Origin of the sequence: Halalkalibacter lacteus, from assembly GCF_036663595.1 — a bacterium.
Classification (GTDB): domain Bacteria; phylum Bacillota; class Bacilli; order Bacillales; family Bacillaceae_D; genus Halalkalibacter; species Halalkalibacter lacteus.
Genome location: NZ_JAWRVL010000010.1, coordinates 79,630 through 102,493, shown reverse-complemented (window position 1 = coordinate 102,493; position 22,864 = coordinate 79,630). Strand labels below are relative to the sequence as shown.

Below are 22,864 nucleotides of genomic sequence, written 5' to 3'. Positions count from 1 at the left end.
ACTATTTTTTGATTTTTATGGTAGTACACGCATACATATGACTTTCGTCATGAATTTACTTATGCTTTTTTAATATTATTGATGATATCTTAGCAAGTGTTGTGCGCGATATGCGTTTTGCACTTGCTTTTTTGTTGTTTTAAAAAGGTTTTTGAGAGGGAATCGATCCTAAGTAGTTGATGTGCTGCTAGTTAGGTTGTGGTTGTAAGATTTCTCTTTCATTTGCAAAATCTATTTAGTTAGGAGATAGGATAATGGGAAAAGCACTTATTATTGGATGTGGTGGGGTGGCGTCAGTAGCCATCCAGAAATGTTGCCAAAACAGTGAGGTATTTGAAGAGATTTGTATCGCGAGTCGTACAAAATCAAAATGTGATGACTTAAAAGCGAAACTAGATGGTGGAAAAACGAACATTACCACTGCACAAGTTGACGCCAATAATGTAGATGAGTTAATTGCATTAATTGAAGAGGTCAAACCAGATATCGTGATGAATTTAGCTTTGCCATATCAAGATTTAACGATTATGGATGCTTGTCTTGCAACGAAAACTAACTATTTAGATACAGCCAATTATGAGCCGGAAGATACGGCAAAGTTTGAATACAAATGGCAATGGGATTACCGTGAGCGTTTTGAAAAGGCTGGAATTACGGCTCTTTTAGGTAGCGGCTTCGACCCTGGTGTGACAGGTGTATTTTCTGCACATGCTCTAAAACATCACTTTGATGAAATTGAATACATTGATATTCTTGACTGCAACGCAGGAGATCATGGGTATCCTTTTGCTACGAATTTCAATCCTGAGATCAATATCCGTGAAGTGTCTGCAAACGGAAGTTATTGGGAGAACGGTGAATGGATCGAAACGAAACCGATGGAAATTAAACGCATTTACAACTTCCCTGAAATCGGTAAAAAGGATATGTATTTATTACATCATGAAGAAATTGAGTCTCTTGCCTTAAATATTCCTGGGATTAAGCGAATCCGTTTCTTTATGACATTTGGAGAAAGTTACTTAACTCACCTAAAATGTCTTGAAAATGTCGGCATGACTTCAATTGAACCAATTGAATATGAAGGGAAACAAATCGTTCCACTTCAGTTCTTAAAAGCTATGTTACCTGATCCATCATCTCTTGGTCCTCGTACAAAGGGGAAAACGAACATTGGTTGTATCTTTACAGGAAAAAAAGATGGAAAAGAAAAAACGTATTATGTATACAATGTGTGTGACCATGAAGAATGCTATAAAGAAGTAGGCTCACAGGCAGTCGCTTATACAACAGGTGTTCCGGCAATGATTGGTGCGATGATGCTCATGACTGGAACGTGGAATAAGGCTGGCGTATACAATATCGAGGAATTCGACCCGGATCCGTTTATGGATGCATTGAACAAGTGGGGATTGCCATGGAAAGAAAGCTTTAACCCAGAGCTTGTCGATTCTAAGCATATTAAACACCCGGAGACTGTACGTTAATATGCTGTTTGACGAATTACCAACACCTTGTTACGTAGTAGATGAAAGTCTTCTGGAAAAGAACCTTATGATCCTAAACGGCGTCATGGAACGTACAGATTCAAAAATTATCCTGGCACAAAAAGCATTTTCAATGTCTACGTTGTATCCATTAATTGGGGAATATTTAAGTGGTACAGCATCAAGCGGGTTATATGAGGCACGGCTTGGTCATGAGGAGATGGGGAAAGAAAATCATGTCTTTTCCCCTGCTTATCGTGATGATGAGATTGATGAAATTATCTCATATTGTGATCATATCATCTTTAATTCCTTCTCACAGATAGAAAAGTTTAAAGACAAAGTTCTTCAAGCTGGGAAAAAAGTTGGTTTGCGCATCAATCCTGAATGCTCCACACAAGAGGGGCATGCGATTTATGACCCATGCTCACCAGGTTCCCGCTTTGGTGTTACAATAGAGCATTTTCGTCCCGCTTTGCTTGATGGTGTGTCAGGGCTACATTTCCACACACTTTGCGAGCAAAACTCTGACGATTTAGAAACAACGCTGAATGCGATTGAAGAAAAATTTGGACCTTATCTATCACAAATGGGGTGGATTAACTTTGGCGGCGGTCATCACATCACCAAAGAAAATTATGACATTCCATTACTAGAAAAATGTATTAAGAGAATGCAAACGAAATACGATTTAGAAGTCTATCTTGAGCCAGGAGAAGCGATTGCTCTTAATGCTGGATATCTCGTTACGACTGTCCTTGATACACTGCAAAATGGAATGGAGATTGCGATCCTTGACACATCTGCAACGTGTCACATGCCGGATGTGCTTGAGATGCCTTATCGCCCTCCTCTTCTTGGGTCAGGGGAAGTAAATGAAAAGCCATATAGTTATCGACTTGGTGGGCAAACTTGTCTTGCCGGTGATACAATTGGAGACTATTCTTTTGATCAGCCATTAAAGTCTGGAGACCGATTAGTGTTTGGTGATATGGCAATCTATACGATGGTAAAAAACACCACGTTTAACGGCATGCCATTACCAGCTATTGCTGTTAAAGATAAAGCTGGAGATTATCGTATCGTGCGTGAATTTGGCTATGAAGATTTTAAGACGAGACTCGCCTAATAGAATGTTACCCATGTGATGGGAGCACGGTCTCGTATGTCCTGCCCACACAGAGACCTTTGAAAGAATCAGATTCTAAAAAACAGAATCTGATTCTTTTTATTTTAATAAGCTTAAATACATAATATTTAGACTTTTCCTGTGGTAATCAGTTATAATGGAAAGAAACGGGTATAAAGAGGCTGATATTTTGTTTTATAAGAGAATAGAGTTCAAGAATGTTGTTGGACAGAAAGTAAAAGTCACTGAAATCCCTGTAGTAGCAGCAAATGATCGTTATTATTTTATGATTCAAGCTCGTTTGCAACTCTTTATTTCATCACTTTACAAGAACCCTCAAGAAAAAAGTAGCTATTCCTTTCGAGAGTATTTAAAACGAAAAATAAGATGGTCTGATTTCGAGGATTTATTTCATGATTATGGAGAAACAAATTCCTAGTCCCACAGTGCTTTAACGGAGGCCACTGAAAAAAATTGGTTTTTACCTTTTTCAGTAGTCTTTAACACACTGAGGGTCAGGAACCTCAATCCAAGCATCACCATGCATCGTTGGTTTCTTAAACGACCACCTGCTAAAGCAGGTGGATTTGGACATAAAATGTCTACGACTAAAGTCGCTTCATAAGACTGAAGTCATCTTAAAGCCTATATGCTCAAGCACACTAAAATTTGACTAAACTCATTTTGTTTCTTCATCTACTGTTCCTACTGTGGCACAAAAATAGCCTCTTGCCCATAAGTGCAGGCCCTAATATTTCTTTTTCAATTCGGGAAATTGATCCTGTAGAAGCCTTGATAATCTCCCTTTTAGGTACTGCATGATTTTACTTGGAGCAAGGCTTGGTGGACATGATAACAATAAGTGGATGTGGTCTTTTCCAACATTTCCTTGCAAGATTGTGATGCCTCTTGCTTCACATCCTTGCCTGATTAATTCTCGCGTTCTTACGGCAATCGGACCACGTAACACCTTATATCTATATTTTGTTACCCAGATCACATGAAACTTGATGTCAAAGACTGCATGACTATTCTTCTTATATCCGTCCATACTTTCACCTCACACCTTAAGTATGGACTAGAAGGATAAGGCTAAAAACGTATACCGTCTAAAGACGGTGGAGTTAGATCGCGCGTTTGTATAAAATAATAATTTTGTTTTATACAAACGCTACTGCCTAATTAAATGCTCAGAACGATACTTACCTGGTGTGGTGCCAACATGTTTTTTAAATACTTGGTTGAAATATCGTTGATTAGCATATCCAACTTGATGACAAATTTCAGAGATTTTATAATTGGTCGTTCTGAGTCGTTCCTTTGCTGTATTCATTCGCATATCAATGATAAATTCAAACAATGTCATGCCAACCCTTTTTGAAAACAAGCTACTAAGATAGGCTGGACTAATATGAAATTGTTGAGCAATATCGTCCAAAGTAATAACTTCACAAAAATGGTTTTCTATATACTTTTTTACATCAACAATTAATTTCTCTTTCTGCGACATTTGATTATCTTGTAAATACTCAGAGAGCAAACTCCCCTTATCGAGTAACCATTCTTTCATCTCATCAATTGATCTCAATAGATGTAATTGGTTATATATCACATGTTTTTCTTCCAAAATACGTTCAACATTGACTTCATATTCTTTCTGTACATAATCAAACACATTTATTATTAGCCTAAAACACATATATTTTGTTTTGACTGCTGGCAGCATCTTTTGCTGGGAATATTGTAATAAATCATCAATCAGTTTGTTCAGATTATTTAAATCCCAATTCTGTTTGTTGAAGTAATTATCGATCATTTTGATCATATCAGAACCTACATTATGATCCACTTTTTCCAAAGCATCATAATACGTAAACGATCGATTTAAATAAATACCGATGTGAAAGGCTTCTACTGCTTCTTTATATGATTGCTGAACATATGTTAGATCATCATACGTATTCCCCACTCCGATTATAGTTAATTCTCCAACCTGATTCTCCACTAATTCAGAAAAATCCAATATGGCTTTATTCTCCTCTTGATTCGATTTTGAAAATACAACAACTAAATATTCATCAACGAAAAACACAAATCCATTGTCTCCATTTTTCTGAAAAGTTTTTTTTAGATGCCTAATAAAATCCCGCTCTTTATATTTGGTTAGCCCTTTAGAGGTAAATCCACAAACGAGTACCGTACAATTTTCAAATTCAGTCGTTAGCTCATGATCGCTTAATTGATGACCAAAAATAGCATCTAGCATATATTTTTCTTCTAATTGCAATTCATATTTTTGAATCTTATCCTTATTCTGTTTTTCTACTAGAATACTATCAAACTTGTTAATTGCTTTTTTTACTGAAGCAATAATTTCATCAATCTCAATTGGTTTTGTTAAATAGTCCACTACTTCTAGTTTGAGCGCCCTTTTCGCATAATCAAATTCTGTATAGCCACTAATAATGATAAATACGGTATCCGGCAGAAGATTCTTTACTTTATCAATTAAGTCTAAGCCATTCAATCCAGGCATTCTTATATCAGCCATCACAATGTGGGGCTTTGTATCTTCAATTAATTTGTACGCCGTATTCCCATCTAGAGAAGTTCCTACAATTTGAACTTGATGATCCGACCAATTTATTGCTGAAGTCAGACCATCTAATACCACTTTTTCATCATCTACAATTACCATTTTATACATTTTCGGTCACCCCTTCCTTTTGCAATCCTCGAATTCTAATCCGACCTTTATGATTACCTTTGTCCCTCTGTCTTTTTTACTTTCTATTTTCATTCCATAGTTTTGACCATACTGTAACTTAATTCTTTCATTTATGTTTTCTAAAGCATATCCTTGCTTACTTGCAGCTACTTCTTCCGTGTCAAAACCAACTCCATTATCAATGACTTCAAAAATCATCGCATCGTTTGCTTTTCGACCAGTGATTATGATTTTTCCATTTCCTTCTTTTAGTTCTAAACCATGATAAACTGCATTTTCGACAAGTGGCTGTAGAATCAATTTAATAATCTTTTTAGTCAAAAGCTCCGGGTCAACATCAACGCTGTATTTAATTTTGTTATCAAAACGAATATTTTGAATATCGATATAACTTTTCACTTGATCAATTTCATTTTCTACAGTCGTAATATACTTTCCATCATTTAATGTTAATTTAAATATTTTTGATAAACTTACTGCCATTTTTGCAATCAGTTTCGCATTACTTTTTTGTGCCATCCAAAAGATCGAATTAAGCGTATTGTACAAAAAATGTGGATTAATGTGATTTTGAAGGGCCAAAAGCTCAGCTTCTTTTTCTTTTAATTGAGACTCATAGAGCTGGACGGTCAATTCACTATTTCGGTTATACAATTGAACAAAGCGATTCCCGACTTTTCCAATTTCATCGTTAGAGTCAAACGCGATATTCGATATCACTTCTCTTTTTTCCATATCCTCTGTTACATTTCTCAATAATGAAAGTTGTTTCGTGATTTTTTTTGAAATCAAAAAGGCACTTATTGTTGCTAGCAGAAAGGATAGAACTAATAATAAAATCGTAAGTGCTCTAATATAATTAAATTCTTTTACGACATATTCATAAGGCATCACGCTTACAATTTTCCAGTTCGTTTTGGCATTTGTAGCATAATTTAAAATATATTTTTCGTTCTCTACTTCAACAATTTGTGCTTCTTTTGGATTCTGCAACGTTTCTATAATGCTTCTATATTTATCTTGGTTTTCATTTTCGTTCGAATAAATGATTGTTTCTTGATCTAATATTAAAATCTCTTCTTCGTTATTAATATTTTCAAACATATTATCAAATACAGATTTATCGACACTAATAATCAAAACACCTATTTTCTCAACAGTATCTAAATCTCGAATGATTTTCCCATACATTAACAAATTCGAGCTTTCAATAAAATCAGCTTCTATCCCTTTAAACCAAACCCCGTTCCCGTCTTGTTGTTCTAGCATGTTATACCAATCTGTACGATTTATCTGATCATAAACAGTTCCAAAATAGTTACTTTGTCCCTGACTAAGTTGTAAGTATTCATTTTGCTCGTTACCAACATAAGCTGCATTGATATACGGTTTATTATTGGTCACATTAATAAGTAGATCCCTTGTAGCTGTTTGCATTTGATAAGATTCAAGTGTCAACTCTGTATGATTCAAGAATCCTTGGATGTCATTTGTAGAAACAATTATATTTGCGCTACTTTCAATGTCAGCAACAAACGTATCAATGTTCCAATCAATCACACTTAAGAAGTTAGAGGTTGTATCTGATATTTTATTTTCCATTACTTTATTTAAATATAAAAAACCAAACGTTCCTACAATTAGTAAAGGAATTAACGTAGAGAGAATCGCTAACATAATTATTTTCTGTTTTATTGTCAGATTTCGTTGTTGTATTTTCAACATTCTCATCTATCATCCCTCTTATAATCTTACTGTCTGCTATTATCGCTTTTGTTTAGTAATCTTTTTGTTTACTACTCCAAGAGCTTCTTCTGGTGAATAAATACCATTAATCACTCCATAAATACTTTCATTAATGGCATCTCCAACTTGAGATGGAACAACAAGATCTGGCTGGTTAGGTTGACTTTCCCATCCAGGTTGATTCATTTGCTCCATAACTTTAGCAAATGCCGAATGGTTCTTCTCATCTACTTCCCCTTCAAATTGAATCATTGGAGGAACTTGATTATCCAGCATAATCTGTGCTCCTTCCTCACTATAATAGAACTTTAGAAATAACATAACACCAGCATTTTTTTCATCATCATCTTTGACTTTTGAGCTTACGACTAACGGAGCTGAAGGAACGACTGATGAGACTTTTTGCTTTTCTATCCCGTTTTCGAAAATAGGCCCCCACCAAAAACCAACATCTTCCGCTATTTCACTTTCTTCAATTTTATTTGTTTCCCATACTCCAGCGTCCAACATTGCTGCATCACCATTTAAAAACATTTGAACTGCTTGAAAATAATTTAAAGTAGCTACATTTTTTGGGAAAGCTCCCAGTTCTCTCAGTTCGTCAATATTTTTATAAAATTGAAGAAAGCCCTGATTTTGATAGCTTTCTTCGCCAGCCAAGATGGGATCAATTTTATCAAAAAAGCCATACCTTGATAGCATCGTTAAAAATGCCCAAACAGAGTAAGGATCTTGAGACCCTTTCGCAATCGTAACAATATTTTGTTCTTCAAATAATTTTACCGCTTCTTTTAAGTCTTGATAAGTTTCTGGCAAAGGCACATTGTATTGATCAAACAGTGCTTTGTTATACCAAAAACCTGTAACCAGAGGCTGGTATGGAAGTCCAAATTGTTGACCGTTATCGTTATACGGTTCGAGCATATTTGCATGGAATTTTTCGACTAATTGACGGTTTTCATCCAAAAAAGGGGACAAATCAAGTAGCAATCGCGCTTCTTTTAACTCAGTCGAAGTATGTGGTAACACCCAAAAGATATCAGGTAAATCATTTGATTGAGCCAACATTTTCATTTTCTTCACATGGGCTTTTTGTTCCGTTCCGTGAATCATAATGTTAATATCAGGGTTTTGCTCCATAAATTTCTGGATGATTTCATAGAGTGCGGGTTCTTGTCGTTTTGGATTAGCAGCATGAATAGCAAGATCAATCGTTATTTGTTCAATATCACTTTGATGATTGATAGCACTTGATCGATTTTCATCAGCTTTGTTGCAACCAATTATCGTTAGTATAAGCAATAGCAAAACCAAAAAGCTCTGATATCGTTTCTTCATAATTTTGATCTCCCACATGTTTTATTTTCAACTAGTAAAACTTACGTTTAGTTGAATCAACGAGTAAACGAAAACAGTATGTCAAATCAATTAAAAACAATGACAGCAATCAATGAATCCCTCATAAAATGTCAACGCTTTCATTTTCATAAAAAATAAAGCATGCTTAACATATTAGAGCTTGATACAACTGAACCGCCTTTAGAGATAGTTCTTACTTACTATTTTATATTTTCTATTATATCAAAAACCATTCTAATATTTTTCGAAAATGTTAGTTATTTTTCAAAACCAATATCTAGCAACAAAAAAAACGACTTATCTTCAAGAATAATCGAGGACAGGTCGTTAATTCTATATCATTAAATGTTAAATTACCGCATTTTCTTCTTTCAATAATTTTTCTATTTCTGACAGTATTGGCACACTCGGTATCCCGCCTTTTGTTGTGTTGAAGTTGCAGCTACTGTATTAGCAAATGCTGCCATTCCCTTGACTTCTTCCATTTTTAGTTCGGAAGGACGTACACACGCTTCAAGAATCTTGTAAAGAACTCCACCAAGAAAAATCATCTCCAGCTCCTGTTGTAACGACCGCTGCTACCTTTATTCCTTCCTTACTACCGGTAAAGTCCTTTATTCGGTAAAAACAGCCCTGTTTTCCACGTGTTACAAATACAAGTGAGATCCCATACTCCTTATATAGATAGTCTGTTCCTTTCTCTAAATCTATGTATGCAGTAATAAACTGAAATTCTTCTTCGGAGATTTTCAGTACATCTGCATACGGTAACCCTATTACAATCATGTTCTTGGCTTCTTCAGACGAGCTCCATAAAGGCAGTCGTAAATTGGGAACATAAGACACGATGACTCCATTCCTTAGCATATTTAGCTGAATCGAGTGTGGCAGATGCTGCTGGTTTATGTGTCATAGAAAGCGAACCGAAATGAAAGATACGAGAGTTCTTGATCACATTTTTATCTATTTCTTTGCTATCTAAGGTCATATCAGCACCTGGTTTTCAATAAAAGTTAAAAGAACGCTCACCATCTTCATCTAAATGAACAAATGCTAATGTTGTATTCACATCTTGAGAAATAACTAAGTCGCTCGTATCAACCTTATGTTCTACCATCACCTTTTTCAAATAATGACCAAACTGATCATTGCCTACTTTGCCAATAAAGGCCGTTTGTTTATTTAATTTTGCTAAAGCGACTAATACGTTTGCTGGTGCACCATCAGGGTTTTGTTCAAACAAACTTTCACCCTTTTCTGATGTTCCATTTGGAGTAAAATCAATCAAAAGCTCACCTAATGCTGTTACATCATACATTGTTTCCACCTACCTTAACTAGTTTTTCATTCCTTTGATCTAAAATGACATTGTCCAAATGATTTTCAACTTTCGTAAAACTTCGATATGCTGACCACATGACTATGAATGTTAAAGCACTTCCACTAAAAAAGAAAAGAACACTAAAATATAAAATGGTAATCCATAAGACAATCACACTTCCTACTAACATGACTCCTGTAGAGATCGGACTTGCAATGGCTACTAACAATGCATTTTTCACGACCTGAAATGGTTTCAAATCATAGTGAACGTAAACGGGAAACACGTATAAATGAATTACCCCAAAAACAAGTAGCAAAGCTAAAAACACATATGAAAACAGCTGAAGGTAATAAGATTGCATTGCTTGAAAAAATTGATAGTCAATAAATAAAATATAGCCAACTACTACTAAGCTAACTCCTAGTAGATTCATTTTCAGAAACTCTTTTTTATAGGCTTGATAAAACGTAGGAAATATAGGAGTATCACACTCTCCCATCACCCATTTTCTTACTACAGCAAACATCGCTGCAGTTGATGGGAAAAAGCCAAACACTACAAACCCGACCAATGTAAATCCGATCCAAAGCAAATTGACATAAGCAAGTCGCATAACCCACTCACATACACGATAAAGTCCACCTATCATCATACCAGTGTATTGCATATACATCCCTCACTCTCTGTTAGGTTTGTGCTAAACAGAGCTCTCATCTTTCTTATAATGAGAAAAGAAAATGGGACCTCACCTTTCAAAGGTCCCATATCTCATTTGTACCTTGATAAAAGCCTTACTTCCAAACAGAATCTAGTTTCCAAGATTCAATGCGATTGATACTCACCTTTCCCCCGTTAGTAAAAAGTTTAAATTGAGTACTATCGGCATCTGGGAAAATTCGATTGGTAATCACTTTCTCCCCATCATTAACAAAGACCTCAACAGATGTCGCATCCATAAAAATACGAAGGTTGACCGTGCCATCGTCCGTTTCGGTTAACGGCGCTTTGCTGATTCCCTTTTCTCCGCAACCAGAATGCTCACGATCCATAACAATCTCTTTCTTTTCAAGATCAAGTAAGATTTCCGTTTTTTCAGTTCCATCTTCAGAGCACCTAAGATGAATTCCAAATACGGTCGCTTCTGTTTCCTTAATATTAAAATCTATAATCGTTTCTGAAACTGTCTCTTGGAGTTCATTTACATTCGTCGTATCTAAAACTTCAAATGCCTCTAATTTCTTATAGTCGAATCGTAAGTCAGCTAGCTCAGCTACAGGCTTTTGCTTGAGGGTATCGTCCCCTTCCAATACAAGCTCTCTCGGAACGCCCATTGCCCCAGCCCAACCATGTTCTTGGGAAGGCATTTTGGTTAACCACTTCTCCATCCAACCAATCATAATTCTTCGGCCTTGTTCATCAACCAAAGTTTGCGGTGCATAAAAATCGAAGCCATAATCTAACGTTCTGCACGTCTCTTGTGTGAAAACACCTTTTTCATAGTTCATACCTCCGATTACATAAAACGGCTTTTCGTTTTGAGCCCCATACATTGGAGAGACAATCAGGGCATGACGATCGTCGATTGGAAACAGGTCAGGACATTCCCACATATCCCCTTGTGTACCATCACTTTCTGCCGCAACACCTTTGTAATCCCACTGCTTTAAATCAGTAGATACATATAATAAGGCTTTCCCTTTTCCATCCTTTTTTGAACCAACGACCATATACCATGTATCTTCATACTTCCAGACTTTCGGATCTCTAAAATCCTTTGAACCATCTACAGGAAATTGGTTAATGACCGGATTTTGCTCATACTTCTCAAAAGAAATTCCATCTTTGCTCGTTGCAATCGCTTGAACTTGTTGAGGTTCGTTTCCATCGACATGGCCTGTGTAAATCAAAACAAGTTCTTCTCCGTCCACAACCGCACTTCCAGAGAAACATCCATACCCCTCTACATCTCCAGAATCATAGGATTCTGATGGAGCTAACGCGACCGGCAAGTGCTCCCAATTTACCAAGTCCTTGCTCTTAGCATGGCCCCAATGCATGGGTCCCCAGCTAGAAGCATACGGATAATATTGATAGAATAAATGGTACTGGCCCTTATACTGTACAAGACCATTAGGATCATTAATCCATCCAACAGGCGCCATAAAGTGATACTTAAGACGATAAGGACTATTTTCCACTTTGCCTTTGTTCCTCGCAATTTCGTCATTTGCTTTCTTAAGTTCTTCTACATGTTTGGTATTTGTCATCACCATAATCCTCACCTCACACTCGTTTAGTTTATTTACTGTTTAACGAATCTTTAACTCGTTTCGCGTGCTCAATGTTCCCTTGTTGTGATTCTCTTGTTTTGTTGTATTTTAATTCCATTTGATGTTTCTTTTCTTCTACATAGGTCTTTTCTAACTCTTTTGCAGATTCATACGCTTTTTGCTGCTCTTCATTTAATGTTGGTTTTTCCTTTTGCACGACTGCAGGCATTTCGGCAACATGGGGAAGTCTGTCTTCTACTGGCAAAATATCAAGTTTTGGAGATGGCAATGTTTGATACCAGTATGCCGTTGATGACCAGTCATCAGATAAGTGATTCGCATGGCCATGCTCGAGTGTAACCTTAATGCTTTCAGAGAAATGAACCGGATCTGCTATATGGAATCGGTACGAAACTTGGTAGCCAGGCTTTTCACTTTCATGAATAATCGAACCATTATACAAAAACGCATTCTTCTGCATTCCCCAAGCATGGCCGAAGTAATCTTCACTCCCTGTTCCATTAATACTTGGTTGCTTCTCACCATCGATGAAGATCATATCATCCCCTTCACCCCACCAGCTGCCTTGGAAATGATTGACTGATAAGTTACAACCAACATAGTGACCTTTTCCTTCCGTTTCTAAAACGACATAGTTTTCTTCACCCGATAAGTTAGCCACACTTTGAATAGCAGGGCTATTCACTTGAAGATCATTCCCCCAGCCTTCGCAAGGATTTTCACGATGCCAATTTGCATGGAAGTAAACAGTATCCTCAGGTAACTCCTCTTTATATAATTCATAATCAATGTAAAAGTACAAACCAAATGGCATCTTATTTTCGTTCACAATTTCAATTTTCGCTTTTTTGTTAAATGGCATCGGGAAGAAGCAGTTCAGGGCAGCAGGTGCACCAAATTTATTCGCTTCCTCTGGTTTAACAGATACATTAAATGGAGCTGATTCAAAGTTCCCTGGCAATGAATGACCTACGCAGAAGAAATCTCCAAATGGAGCCAACACACTTGGTGTATCTTGATCGTCCCACGTAATTTTAATTAAAGCCTTTCTATAGTAGAACGGATCTTGTTCTTCCCACGTAACTCCTAATGCGTTGTGAATCTCATTTACGGGTGCTACATTGCTTCCTAATGCTGGATCGACAATACTTGGTCCCATTATTTTTCTGCAGAACGACGTCATCCAAAAATGAGTCAAACATCCAGGTCCTTCGATTTCACCTAATACTACTGATTCATTTGGTGGAATTAACCAATAATCTTGGTTTCTACCTGTTTGATCTGAACTTGAAAGTCTTGCCGATCTAACATCCGCGTGTCTTGTTAAATTTTGCATAAATCCGTTTGATTGTGTTTTCATAGTTTCTTCTCCTCCAAAGTGTAATGTATTTAATTTTTCATTTGGTTATAAGACTTCATTTGCTTGCTATGAGACTGTCACTCATAGCAACCGTAAACCCTATCCTTTTACTGCTCCGGCTGTCATACCGGCAATAATATACTTTTGGAAAAAGCCATAGAAAATAAGTTGTGGAATCATAACTAATACGGTAGCGGCAATAATACCACCATAGTCAATATTCCACCTTCCTTTAAATTCTGAAATTCCTAGTGGAACAGTGGTTAGAGAGTCACTACTAATTAATGTGACTGCAAATGGAAACTCATTCCATACATACAAAATATTAAAGATAAAAATTGTTGCAATCACAGGGATAATAATAGGAAGAACAACTGATTTACATAAAGTAAATAGATTACACCCATCGATAATCGCTGCTTCTTCAAGTTCCTTCGGGAATCCCTTTAAAAAACCCATAAACAACAAGGTATTAAAAGAGATCGATGTTGCAATATAAGGCAAAATGAGGGAAGCATGTGTATTCATCAAATCAAACATGATTGTAATTCGGTAAATTGGAAACAATAGAATAAAAGGTGGAATAGCTAATCCAAGTAATAGAAAATAATATAATCCTCCTTTTAATTTCCCTGATTTAAATACCATTCTGCTTAATGCAAATGAACTCATAAATGTAATAATAATGACTACTACAACCGTAATGACAGCTATAATAATTGTATTTTTGTACATTAAGAGGAGGTCTAGGGTTGCAATAGCACTTCTGTAATTTTCAAGACTTAAATTTGTTGGCAAACTAAACGGACTCGTTAATATTTCACTATTTGACTTAAATGACAGAAGGATCATCCATAGAAAGGGCAGCATAACAATCAAGGTAATGGCGTAAATAGGGATGTACGACCAAATCTTACTTTTTGTTTTACTCTTTTCTGATTTAGCTAGATTCTGATTTTCCTGCCTTTGAGTCATTGCTTGATTCATGATTACACCCCCTTCTTCTCTACTCGTTTTCTGCTTAGCCCCATAAACAGAGCCATAAATACAATTGTGATTAATAAGGTAACGACCGCAACGGCCATTCCATATCCATATTCACCGGAAATGAATGTCACATTGTACATATAGGTGACTAAAACTTCAGAAAGGTGGTTAGGACCGCCGTTAGTCAGTTGGAGTACGGTTTCAAATATTTTGAAGCAGAACGTGATAATAAGAATAACGTTAATCTTAAATGTTTCATTTAACATCGGTATCGTAATGAAGATCAATTTTTGTACTCGATTGGCACCATCAATGTCACTAGCTTCATAAATTTCACGAGGTATAGTAGCTAAACCAGCGAGAAAGATTGTTGCGATAAATCCTAAAATCCTCCAGCTCTCTACTACCCCTACCGAGTACGGTGTAAGAGTTGTTCCACCTATCCACTGAAACGCTAACTGTTCTAAGCCTATTTTTTGTAAAAATACATTTACAAATCCCATATCCGGATCAAGGATAAATACCCAAATCAACCCTACTAAAATCGGTGCGATCACAGCCGGTGCAAAGTTTAACGCTTTTAACACATTTGAACCTTTTACATCCCGATTAAGGAGCAATGCTAGAAAAAACGCACTCGGTATTAACACGATCAACGTGACACCTAATACAATGACTGTGTTCTTTAACGAAACCCAGAAGAATGGATCTTGCAAGAGGGCCTGATAATTTTTAAGGCCAATAAACTCTGGTTCCCCAATCCCTGAGAACCTAGTAAGACTATAATAAGAGGCTATTATAATAGGGAGAATAATATAAGCCGAATACACTAACAGGGTAGGTAGAAGCATGAAACATATATAACGCTTTTTACTAAGCCAATGCATATTCACCCCTCCATGTTCGAAATCATTTTTTGTTTTACATCATACTTTTTTTGATGGTTCTACCACAGCCTAATTGCTGCAGCAGAACCCCTTTTGCAATTTTTTACGGCCCTGAAATTCTGTTCGCTACTACATCAAGAGCCTCTTCCGGTGTATAGATTCCGTTCATGACTCCATAAATACTGTCATACAAAGCATTCGCAATAGATTCAGATACAACTAGGTCTGGTTGATTAGGCTGACTCTCCCAATCGGTTCTATTCATTTGCTCTACAACTTTCGCAAATACTGGATGTTTCTCTTCATCTATTTCCCCATCGAATACAATCATTGGAGGAACTTGATTATCCAACATGATTTGAGCTCCATCTTCGCTATAGTAGAATTGCAAGAATTTCATTACTGCCTCATATTTCGCTTGGTCATCCTCGACATGTTTGCCGACAACTAAAGGAGCTGCTGGTACAATCGAAGAAGTATTTTGGTTCCCTACGCCATCAGCAAATGTTGGTCCCCACCAGAAACCGACATCGTTTGCCAATTCACTTTCTTCTATTTTTTTGGTTTCCCATACTCCCGCATCAAGCAAGGCGGCCTCACCAGTCATAAATGTCTCAACCGCCTGAAAATAACTTTGCGTTGTGATGTTATCCGGAAATGCTCCGAGTTCTCTCAACTCATCAATATTTTCATAGAACTTTAAAAAGTCGTCATTGTTAAAGCTTTCTTCCCCGGTAAGAATGTCATCAATTTTGTCAAAATATCCGTACCTAGAGAACATCGTTAGAAACGCCCAAACGGAATAAGGATCTCTAGCACCTTTTGCTATTGACACAACATCATTTTCCTCAAACACTTTTACAGCTTCTGTTAAATCTTCATATGTTTCTGGTAAATCTACTTTGTATTGATCAAATAGAGCTTTGTTATACCAAAATCCTGTAACTAAGGGCTGGTAAGGCATTCCATATTGCTTACCATCGATTTGATACGTTTCAAACATATTCATATGGAATTTTTCAACCAACTCAGGATTGTTGTCTAGAAATAGTGTTAGATCAAGAAGTTGCCCTGCCTCTTCTAACTCTTGTGCTGAAGCTGGTAACATCCAAAAGATATCTGGAAGTGCATTAGATTGCGATTTCATTTTAATATTTCGAATATGTTCTTGCTGGTCAGTCCCTTGTAAATTAATCGTAATATCAGGATTCTGTTCCATAAACTTCTCAACCGTTTGGTAAAAAGCTGGCTCCTGGTCTTTTGGATTCGCCACATGTATAGCAAAATCAATGGTGACCTCCTCGCTCGTTTCACTACCATTAACAGGATCTGTAGCGCTTTCATTACTTTGACTACAACCTAAAACACTTATAACCATCAACAGCAACAAGCTTAAAAAGGGTAAATGCTTTAATCTATTAATCATTTTTTCCTAACTCCTTTTTTAACTAGATTATTTGGTTCTTAATCATTTTTTAAGATACGTAACTTGGTAATCGGTTTCATTTTTGTTATACGAAATCTTTTCTTATTTCCTATTAATAAGCCTTTCTATCAACTCTCCAATAACGATGATGATTATTCTCTTTTGCTGTCCCCCTTCAATTATTTTAATGAAAGTAATGACTTACTTGATTACACTTTTAATTGTAGAACCTTATCTCCAAATTGAAAATTCTAATATATTTTAAAGCTGTCATACATTTTTAGAGAAATGAAAGCGGTTTATTTAATAGTCAGAAATTTATCATTATTGAGTAGTCGACTAAGGGTCAAAAATTTATATTATAGAAATGTTGTAAACGATAAACTAGAATAAACAGTTTTCCAATTAAGAGTAAACAGAAATCCACAAATAAGATTCAACAGTTTACCCTAAACTGACCCGTTTTCAATATACTTGAGATAGTCTATTGAAAGTGAGGAATGAGGAGTGGAAAAAAGAATGTTATACAACGAGATTCATGAGCTTCGTAGTCAAGGATTATCGAAAAGTCAAATCGCCAAGAAATTGAACGTCTCAAGGAACACGGTCATTGATTACGGAAAGATGTCGCCAGAGGAGTTTTATGCGTTGAGAAAAAGGCTCCTATCCCCCTATACTTTAACGTACCGGCGGACAGGAACCCGAAAACTATTTGATTTGCGCTAATTTTTTGTCTAACTCATTTATCTTTTCTTTTGACACAAACATTGAAACGATTGGAATTTGTGTTAGCTGAATAATTAGCTTTTCCATTTGCTGTACAACAAAGGAATTCTCCGCAAGTCCTAGAAACACGTCGTTTGAAATAGCTCTTGTTTCATTTGTACTTAAAAGGTCTCTGATACTACTCGAATAATTATAAGTTAAGTTGAAACTATTTGTTGGCGTGTATTCAAACATATACTGAACTTGGATTAGCTCATAAATAACATCATCCCCGTCTGGTGTAGCATTTATTCCATCGCTCGATACTTTTGCGTTAGTCCACTAAGGTCCGCATGAGGAAGAACCGCATCAGCTCTCGTAAGGACCGGAGGATAGGAACCCTAATCTAAAGTCTCAAATACTATCTTCTTGTTCTTTCTCCATATACTCTTAGTTATTCCAACGTATCCAATTTCTGTTTCTCTTCTAATAGCAGTTGAAACTCCTTTTCTAATTCTTCACTTGGTTCGATACTTAACCGACTTAGTACCTCTGATATTTTCGTTTGGAGGACGAGCCTTTTATCTTCATCGTTATCTCGCTTTTTTTGATTTTCATTACTTTTATATTGATGATACGTTCCTTCAAACATTACGATCTCCTTGTTACGAATAGCCAAAATCCGGGTGGCGATATTTTCGATTAGTCGACGGTCATGTGAGACGAAGATCACGGTGCCTTCATATTCTTTTAAAAGTGATTCCAATGCAGTGGCAGCTTCAATATCGAGAAAATTCGTCGGTTCATCCAAAATTAACGTATTAATATCGCTTAGAAATAACTTCGCAAGCGCTACTTTAACTCGCTCACCCCCACTTAAAACCCCTACAAGCTTATACACATCATCTCGATAGAAATGCAGTCTAGCAAGCACAGTTCGAATGAATGTTTCATCCTTCTTTGAGGATTGACGGACATTCTCAATAATCGACTTTTCAACATCTACTATATTTAAGTTTTGACTAAAATAACCTATTTTCATTGACGGAGAAATTGTAATACCGTCATCTTGATTGATGATTTTTTTCACAAGAGTCGTTTTCCCACTTCCATTCGGGCCGATTATCGCTAATTTATCACCACCTCTGACATTAAAACTTGTTTTGTTCCAAAGTTCACGCTCACCTATGACACCCAAAACACCTTGTACACGAAGAATATTTCGTTTTATAAACGTGTCCGCGTTCGGCAAGTTCATTTTGAGTGGAGGAGTCTCTTTTATTTTTTCTACTTTTTCTAGTTTTTCTAATCTCGTTTCGATTGCTTTTCCTGCCTGTTGGAGCTTCTTTTGTTTCTTGGAAAAGTATGGTTTCGCACCAGTTATTTTCGCTTCTGATTTGCTTATTTTTTTTGGCGTTTTCGTTGCTTTTTCAGCTTTTTTCTCTTTTAGTTTCAAGGCTTCTTCTAACTGTTTTTTCTTTAGCTCATATTTTTCATAAGCTACTTTCTTTTGACGATGCTTCAATTCCTTCTGTTCTGCATAATCACTATAGTTGCCTTTATACTCTTTTAACTGCCCATCATGTATCTCCCATATCGTTGTACAAATGGCATCAAGAAATGCTCGATCATGAGATACAATCACAAAAGCTCCTTTCCACCCTCTTAGTTTCTTTTCCAGCCACTCAATATACTCTGTATCAAGGTTTGTCGTTGGTTCGTCTGCAAATAAAATTTCTGGAGCTTTAACGAGAGCTTGATTAATGTATTCCTGTGTAACTTCTCCTCCACTTTTGGTTGTATCTGTTCGTTTTATCTGCGGCAAAAGCTCACACTCGGCATGACGAATAACGGTCCCATTTTCTGGCGATACCTTTCCAGCCAAAACGTTCAATAATGTCGTTTTTCCACTTCCATTATGGCCAACTAACCCAATTCGATCATTCCTGTGAATGTGTAATTGATCAACATCTAATAATAAACGGTCCTTTACAATCTGTTTTATATTAAGTGCTTCTAATAGAATCATACAATCATCCCCATTTTTCATTTTCTAGGGACAAAAAATGCCCCCTATCTACTTTCAGAATAGGAGGCATAGGTATAGATGGACATCAAAAAGAGAGACTACTCCTCTTTTAGGTTCAACTATAGAAATCCAATCCTATTCTGAAAACTCCGATTGAAGGCATCAAAAAATAAACAGAAACATTCACCTGTTAAAAAACACCTTCAATTCATGACTTTTCGTAAATAGGATTAGTACTTCATGTAGTTGGTTCACCCTTCCGCTTTTTATTAATTTCTACTTTAAACGACACTTTAAAAATTGTCAAATATATGTATAACATACAATTATAAGCTACACATTGGTCATTCTAATTTTAATTTAGTTTGTACTAAGCTTTTGCTCTGCGTTAAAATGGCAATTTATCATCTGGAAAAAAATCAATGGGCTGTTTTGAGTCACTAACAAACTGGCGTTTATGCGAATAATTCAAACCAACCAGGCACCTTAAACAAGATCCTGAAAATATAGTGAAACAATCGCTTCTTGATAGCCTGCTTTTTTTCGAACGTATAATCATTCCGTAAGTAAACTAAAATCTCTTCAGGAAACAAAAACTCTCGCATTCTCTCATGCTGGTATGTAAAAATAACGAAGAATTGCCCGGTAACTCCAAGCTTTCTCTGCTGTTAAATACGTCGCTTCTTTCACACGCTTCGATGGATAAAAGTCCATGACATACCTTCTTCCTGTGATCCTGATCTTTTTAGCATAAACTCTGTGAAGATATTTTTAAATTCTAATTTTCTTCTATTGTATCAAATATGAAGTGGAAAATAGATTGTTAGGTTTAGCCATTTCAAAAAAATGAAAATAATTTCAGCCCCCTAGTACTAAGTAATGGGGGGCTGGAACTCGTATTCAAGTTTCCAAATATTACTATGATCCTCAGACTTTATGTAATAAAATAAAAAAAGGGTTTCAATGAAATTGTGAAACTATTATGAACTTTATACCGTATAAACCTTTGTTAAAGTTGCCATGAAAGTGAGGAGACAAAATGACCGTATTAGACGTGAAGAATTTGAAAAAATCATTCGGTTCCATTCATGCAGTGCAAGACATCAACTTCTCAGTAAAAGCTGGTGAAGTATTCACCATCATTGGACCAAATGGAGCTGGGAAGACGACAACACTTGAAATGATCGAAGGATTGGTGACACCAGATCATGGGGAAATACACTTTGGAGAGTTGAACTGGGAAAACCATGCAAATACGATCAAAAAGAAAATTGGTGTCCAGCCGCAGTCTAGTGCGATGTTTGATTTATTAACACCTGAAGAAAATTTGGATCTTTTTGCTACTTTTTACGACAAGGCCCGCCCTACGGAGGAAATTCTAGAACTGATCAATCTTACTGACCACCGAAATAATCATGTGAAAAAACTATCTGGTGGTCAGCGTCAGAGACTTGCGATTGGACTCGCGATGATTAGTGATCCTGAAATTATCTTCCTTGATGAGCCGACAACTGGTCTTGATCCTCAAGCCAGGCGTAATATCTGGGACATTATTTTACAGCTAAAGGAATTAGGAAAAACGACCATCTTAACTACTCATTATATGGAAGAGGCAGAACAATTAAGTGATCGAGTTTGCATCGTAGATCAAGGAAAAGTCATCACCTTGGATACACCATCTGCCCTCATTGAAAAGTTAACGAAAGAAAGAGAAGTGCGATTATCTTTCCTTGATGGAACAGAAGCTGCAGAGGAAGCGAACCTATTCTCTAACAATCTCGATTCAGTTACTCGTACTGAACGCGAAGAAACGTCATTAAAATTATGGACAACAAATCCAGAGGATACATTGTATGATTTATTTGGTTTTACAAAGGAAAAGAATTATCAAGTAGAACAGGTTTCCATTCGGGAAATGAGTTTAGAAGATGTCTTTATTGCATTCACTGGTAAGGAATGGAGGGATTAGATGAGACAGTTTAAGCAAATGTTCATTGCCCAATTAAAATTGACATTACGAGAAAAACAAGCGTGGTTTTGGGGAATTTTCTTCCCTGTTATCTTGATGGTCATCTTTATGACTATTTTTAGTGGGAATTCAGATAGTGAGTTTTCTGCAAATGTTGCCATAGTAAACGAAAATCCGAATGCAACATCTGACATGTTGCTCCAACAAATTAGCCGAATTCCTGTACTTGAAATGGAAACTAATGAACCTGTCAGTCGAGAAGAAGCCGATGAGATGGTAAAAGACAAGGATGTCCATGCTGCCATCGTCTTACCTGAATCAGAAGATGCCACTTCTCTCCTACTTGTCGTAAACAAAGAAAACGAAGAAGGAGTAACAACGCAAGCTCTTTCAGGCATGCTAAATCATTTTGTACAAGAGGCAAATCTCTATGCTGTGGGTGCAACGCCTACATATGAATTACAATTTGAATCGATCTCATCTGGAAGTACTGAATTAAGCTACACGGACTTCCTTCTCACGGGGATGATTGCCTTAGCCATTGCTCAAGGTGGAATGTTTGGAATGGTTGATTTAGTGGAAATGCGCCGAAAAGGGTTGATCAAAAGGTTACGTATGACCCCTGCCAATATGCACCTTTTTGGTTTAAGTGATATGATTATGCGTTTGTTATTTAGCGTGATTCAAATTATTTTATTGTCTATTATCGGAGTTTTTATCTTTGGGGCAAATCTGTACATCAACTTCCCAAGTCTCCTTATCGTTTTCTTATTAGGTGCTCTTTCTTTTAATGCGTTAGGATACTTTTTTTCTTCCTTCAGTAAAACGACAGAGGCTTATATGGGAGTTGCGAATATATCAAGTTTCTTGATGATGTTTTTGAGTGGTGTGTTCTTTCCTATTGAAACGATGCCCGAGTGGATACAGCCGATATCAAATGTTCTCCCTCTCACCTATTTTGTTGATGGCTTGAGAGAGAGTATGGTTTATTCTACAAATATCTTTTCTGTCACCCTTTGGCTTGGAATTGGGGTAATGGTGTTATGGGGCGTTATCACATTTATGATTGGTTCATGGTTATATAAACGAAAATCGATTGTCGCAACAAGATAATCGATAATGGTTGCGGAAAAGGCCTTTAAACGACCGATTCGCTGTTATTTTAGCGTTTTCGTTAGAAAAATTTGATTTTCACTAGATAAAAATTGAAAATAGCTGATAAAATTAGAAATTCGCTAGAAAGTGCTTTAGAAAATCTCATAATTCCTTTTTGAATTATACTAAATGTTCTCGACTATACTTATACCGTATATAGTCTTTATTTGAACCTAAAATAGCTAGAAAAGACATTTTATGATCTAATTATCAAAATGTCTTTCCTAGCTATCGTTTTTGTCTAGAATGCTTGAAATATTCTATATAACACGTTGTTTGATC

General features: G+C 36.4%; 19 protein-coding genes and 1 pseudogene. 6 read left to right on the top strand and 14 right to left on the bottom strand.

Features of this window, described 5'->3' with window-relative positions:
• The first annotated feature begins 254 nt into the window (after positions 1 to 254).
• The 3 genes from SAZ04_RS09525 (at position 255) to SAZ04_RS09515 (ending at position 3,055) form a co-directional block, all read left to right on the top strand.
• The gene (locus SAZ04_RS09525) at positions 255 to 1,487 is read left to right on the top strand and encodes a saccharopine dehydrogenase family protein (RefSeq protein WP_332694459.1); all 1,233 of its coding nucleotides are present in this window, start codon (positions 255 to 257) and stop codon (positions 1,485 to 1,487) included.
• Position 1,488: 1 nt separating this feature from the next.
• The gene (gene nspC / locus SAZ04_RS09520) at positions 1,489 to 2,616 is read left to right on the top strand and encodes a carboxynorspermidine decarboxylase (protein ID WP_332694457.1); all 1,128 of its coding nucleotides are present in this window, start codon (positions 1,489 to 1,491) and stop codon (positions 2,614 to 2,616) included.
• A gap of 190 nt (positions 2,617 to 2,806) precedes the next feature.
• The gene (locus tag SAZ04_RS09515; RefSeq protein ID WP_332694455.1) at positions 2,807 to 3,055 is read left to right on the top strand and encodes a DUF2535 family protein; all 249 of its coding nucleotides are present in this window, start codon (positions 2,807 to 2,809) and stop codon (positions 3,053 to 3,055) included.
• A 309-nt stretch (positions 3,056 to 3,364) separates the two neighbouring features.
• Here the strand turns inward: SAZ04_RS09515 and tnpA are convergent, their stop codons facing one another.
• The 13 genes from tnpA to SAZ04_RS09450 form a co-directional block, all read right to left on the bottom strand.
• Positions 3,365 to 3,667 (bottom strand): IS200/IS605 family transposase, encoded by a 303-nt coding sequence (gene tnpA, locus SAZ04_RS09510; RefSeq protein WP_332694453.1) that lies wholly within the window; start codon positions 3,665 to 3,667, stop codon positions 3,365 to 3,367.
• 120 nt (positions 3,668 to 3,787) lie between these two features.
• On the bottom strand, positions 3,788 to 5,323 hold the full coding sequence (locus SAZ04_RS09505; RefSeq protein ID WP_332694451.1) for a helix-turn-helix domain-containing protein: 1,536 nt from the start codon (positions 5,321 to 5,323) through the stop codon (positions 3,788 to 3,790).
• Between the two features lie 6 nt (positions 5,324 to 5,329).
• On the bottom strand, positions 5,330 to 7,075 hold the full coding sequence (locus SAZ04_RS09500; RefSeq protein ID WP_332694449.1) for a sensor histidine kinase: 1,746 nt from the start codon (positions 7,073 to 7,075) through the stop codon (positions 5,330 to 5,332).
• 33 nt (positions 7,076 to 7,108) lie between these two features.
• A complete protein-coding gene (locus SAZ04_RS09495) occupies positions 7,109 to 8,428 on the bottom strand; it encodes an ABC transporter substrate-binding protein (protein WP_332694447.1) in 1,320 nt (439 codons plus the stop codon).
• 534 nt (positions 8,429 to 8,962) lie between these two features.
• Positions 8,963 to 9,316: a PfkB family carbohydrate kinase gene (locus tag SAZ04_RS09490; protein WP_332694445.1), complete on the bottom strand. Its 354-nt coding sequence runs from the start codon at positions 9,314 to 9,316 to the stop codon at positions 8,963 to 8,965.
• Entirely contained in the window at positions 9,249 to 9,437 is a 189-nt protein-coding gene (locus SAZ04_RS09485) for a hypothetical protein (RefSeq protein ID WP_332694527.1), read from the bottom strand. The genes SAZ04_RS09490 and SAZ04_RS09485 overlap by 68 nt, the downstream gene beginning before the upstream one ends.
• A 15-nt stretch (positions 9,438 to 9,452) precedes the next feature.
• On the bottom strand, positions 9,453 to 9,767 hold the full coding sequence (locus SAZ04_RS09480; protein ID WP_332694443.1) for a PfkB family carbohydrate kinase: 315 nt from the start codon (positions 9,765 to 9,767) through the stop codon (positions 9,453 to 9,455).
• Positions 9,760 to 10,440 (bottom strand): YesL family protein, encoded by a 681-nt coding sequence (locus SAZ04_RS09475; RefSeq protein ID WP_332694441.1) that lies wholly within the window; start codon positions 10,438 to 10,440, stop codon positions 9,760 to 9,762. The genes SAZ04_RS09480 and SAZ04_RS09475 overlap by 8 nt, the downstream gene beginning before the upstream one ends.
• Positions 10,441 to 10,564: 124 nt before the next feature.
• Entirely contained in the window at positions 10,565 to 12,046 is a 1,482-nt protein-coding gene (locus tag SAZ04_RS09470) for a glycoside hydrolase family 32 protein (RefSeq protein WP_332694439.1), read from the bottom strand.
• Positions 12,047 to 12,071: 25 nt separating this feature from the next.
• Positions 12,072 to 13,424, bottom strand: coding sequence for a glycoside hydrolase family 172 protein (locus SAZ04_RS09465; protein WP_332694437.1), 1,353 nt, complete (start codon positions 13,422 to 13,424; stop codon positions 12,072 to 12,074).
• Between the two features lie 99 nt (positions 13,425 to 13,523).
• On the bottom strand, positions 13,524 to 14,411 hold the full coding sequence (locus SAZ04_RS09460; protein WP_332694435.1) for a carbohydrate ABC transporter permease: 888 nt from the start codon (positions 14,409 to 14,411) through the stop codon (positions 13,524 to 13,526).
• Positions 14,412 to 14,413: 2 nt separating this feature from the next.
• Positions 14,414 to 15,298, bottom strand: a complete 885-nt coding sequence (locus SAZ04_RS09455; RefSeq protein ID WP_332694433.1) for a carbohydrate ABC transporter permease — start codon at positions 15,296 to 15,298, stop codon at positions 14,414 to 14,416.
• Between the two features lie 103 nt (positions 15,299 to 15,401).
• Entirely contained in the window at positions 15,402 to 16,724 is a 1,323-nt protein-coding gene (locus SAZ04_RS09450) for an ABC transporter substrate-binding protein (RefSeq protein WP_332694431.1), read from the bottom strand.
• A gap of 519 nt (positions 16,725 to 17,243) precedes the next feature.
• On the opposite strand from SAZ04_RS09450, the pseudogene SAZ04_RS23405 reads away from it, so the two are divergent.
• Positions 17,244 to 17,342: pseudogene (locus tag SAZ04_RS23405) on the top strand (helix-turn-helix domain-containing protein); the annotation flags it as partial.
• 541 nt (positions 17,343 to 17,883) lie between these two features.
• Here SAZ04_RS23405 and SAZ04_RS09440 read toward each other — a convergent pair.
• The gene (locus SAZ04_RS09440) at positions 17,884 to 19,458 is read right to left on the bottom strand and encodes a Vga family ABC-F type ribosomal protection protein (protein WP_332694427.1); all 1,575 of its coding nucleotides are present in this window, start codon (positions 19,456 to 19,458) and stop codon (positions 17,884 to 17,886) included.
• A gap of 1,039 nt (positions 19,459 to 20,497) precedes the next feature.
• Between SAZ04_RS09440 and SAZ04_RS09430 the strand changes: the two genes are divergently transcribed.
• Both SAZ04_RS09430 and SAZ04_RS09425 read left to right on the top strand, forming a co-directional pair.
• The gene (locus SAZ04_RS09430; RefSeq protein WP_332694425.1) at positions 20,498 to 21,427 is read left to right on the top strand and encodes an ABC transporter ATP-binding protein; all 930 of its coding nucleotides are present in this window, start codon (positions 20,498 to 20,500) and stop codon (positions 21,425 to 21,427) included.
• On the top strand, positions 21,428 to 22,540 hold the full coding sequence (locus tag SAZ04_RS09425) for an ABC transporter permease (RefSeq protein WP_332694423.1): 1,113 nt from the start codon (positions 21,428 to 21,430) through the stop codon (positions 22,538 to 22,540).
• Positions 22,541 to 22,864 lie beyond the last annotated feature (324 nt).

What these genes read in the sequence shown, in the direction of transcription:
- tnpA (WP_332694453.1), bottom strand. Translation starts at nt 3,667, where the DNA reads ATGGACGGATATAAGAAGAATAGTCATGCAGTCTTTGACATCAAGTTT.
- SAZ04_RS09450 (WP_332694431.1), bottom strand. Translation starts at nt 16,724, where the DNA reads ATGATTAATAGATTAAAGCATTTACCCTTTTTAAGCTTGTTGCTGTTG.
- SAZ04_RS09505 (WP_332694451.1), bottom strand. Translation starts at nt 5,323, where the DNA reads ATGTATAAAATGGTAATTGTAGATGATGAAAAAGTGGTATTAGATGGT.
- SAZ04_RS09440 (WP_332694427.1), bottom strand. Translation starts at nt 19,458, where the DNA reads ATGATTCTATTAGAAGCACTTAATATAAAACAGATTGTAAAGGACCGT.
- SAZ04_RS09455 (WP_332694433.1), bottom strand. Translation starts at nt 15,298, where the DNA reads ATGCATTGGCTTAGTAAAAAGCGTTATATATGTTTCATGCTTCTACCT.
- SAZ04_RS09525 (WP_332694459.1), top strand. Translation starts at nt 255, where the DNA reads ATGGGAAAAGCACTTATTATTGGATGTGGTGGGGTGGCGTCAGTAGCC.
- nspC (WP_332694457.1), top strand. Translation starts at nt 1,489, where the DNA reads ATGCTGTTTGACGAATTACCAACACCTTGTTACGTAGTAGATGAAAGT.
- SAZ04_RS09425 (WP_332694423.1), top strand. Translation starts at nt 21,428, where the DNA reads ATGAGACAGTTTAAGCAAATGTTCATTGCCCAATTAAAATTGACATTA.
- SAZ04_RS09470 (WP_332694439.1), bottom strand. Translation starts at nt 12,046, where the DNA reads ATGGTGATGACAAATACCAAACATGTAGAAGAACTTAAGAAAGCAAAT.
- SAZ04_RS09495 (WP_332694447.1), bottom strand. Translation starts at nt 8,428, where the DNA reads ATGAAGAAACGATATCAGAGCTTTTTGGTTTTGCTATTGCTTATACTA.
- SAZ04_RS09475 (WP_332694441.1), bottom strand. Translation starts at nt 10,440, where the DNA reads ATGCAATACACTGGTATGATGATAGGTGGACTTTATCGTGTATGTGAG.
- SAZ04_RS09500 (WP_332694449.1), bottom strand. Translation starts at nt 7,075, where the DNA reads ATGAGAATGTTGAAAATACAACAACGAAATCTGACAATAAAACAGAAA.
- SAZ04_RS09430 (WP_332694425.1), top strand. Translation starts at nt 20,498, where the DNA reads ATGACCGTATTAGACGTGAAGAATTTGAAAAAATCATTCGGTTCCATT.
- SAZ04_RS09485 (WP_332694527.1), bottom strand. Translation starts at nt 9,437, where the DNA reads ATGACCTTAGATAGCAAAGAAATAGATAAAAATGTGATCAAGAACTCT.
- SAZ04_RS09460 (WP_332694435.1), bottom strand. Translation starts at nt 14,411, where the DNA reads ATGAATCAAGCAATGACTCAAAGGCAGGAAAATCAGAATCTAGCTAAA.
- SAZ04_RS09465 (WP_332694437.1), bottom strand. Translation starts at nt 13,424, where the DNA reads ATGAAAACACAATCAAACGGATTTATGCAAAATTTAACAAGACACGCG.
- SAZ04_RS09480 (WP_332694443.1), bottom strand. Translation starts at nt 9,767, where the DNA reads ATGTATGATGTAACAGCATTAGGTGAGCTTTTGATTGATTTTACTCCA.
- SAZ04_RS09490 (WP_332694445.1), bottom strand. Translation starts at nt 9,316, where the DNA reads ATGCTAAGGAATGGAGTCATCGTGTCTTATGTTCCCAATTTACGACTG.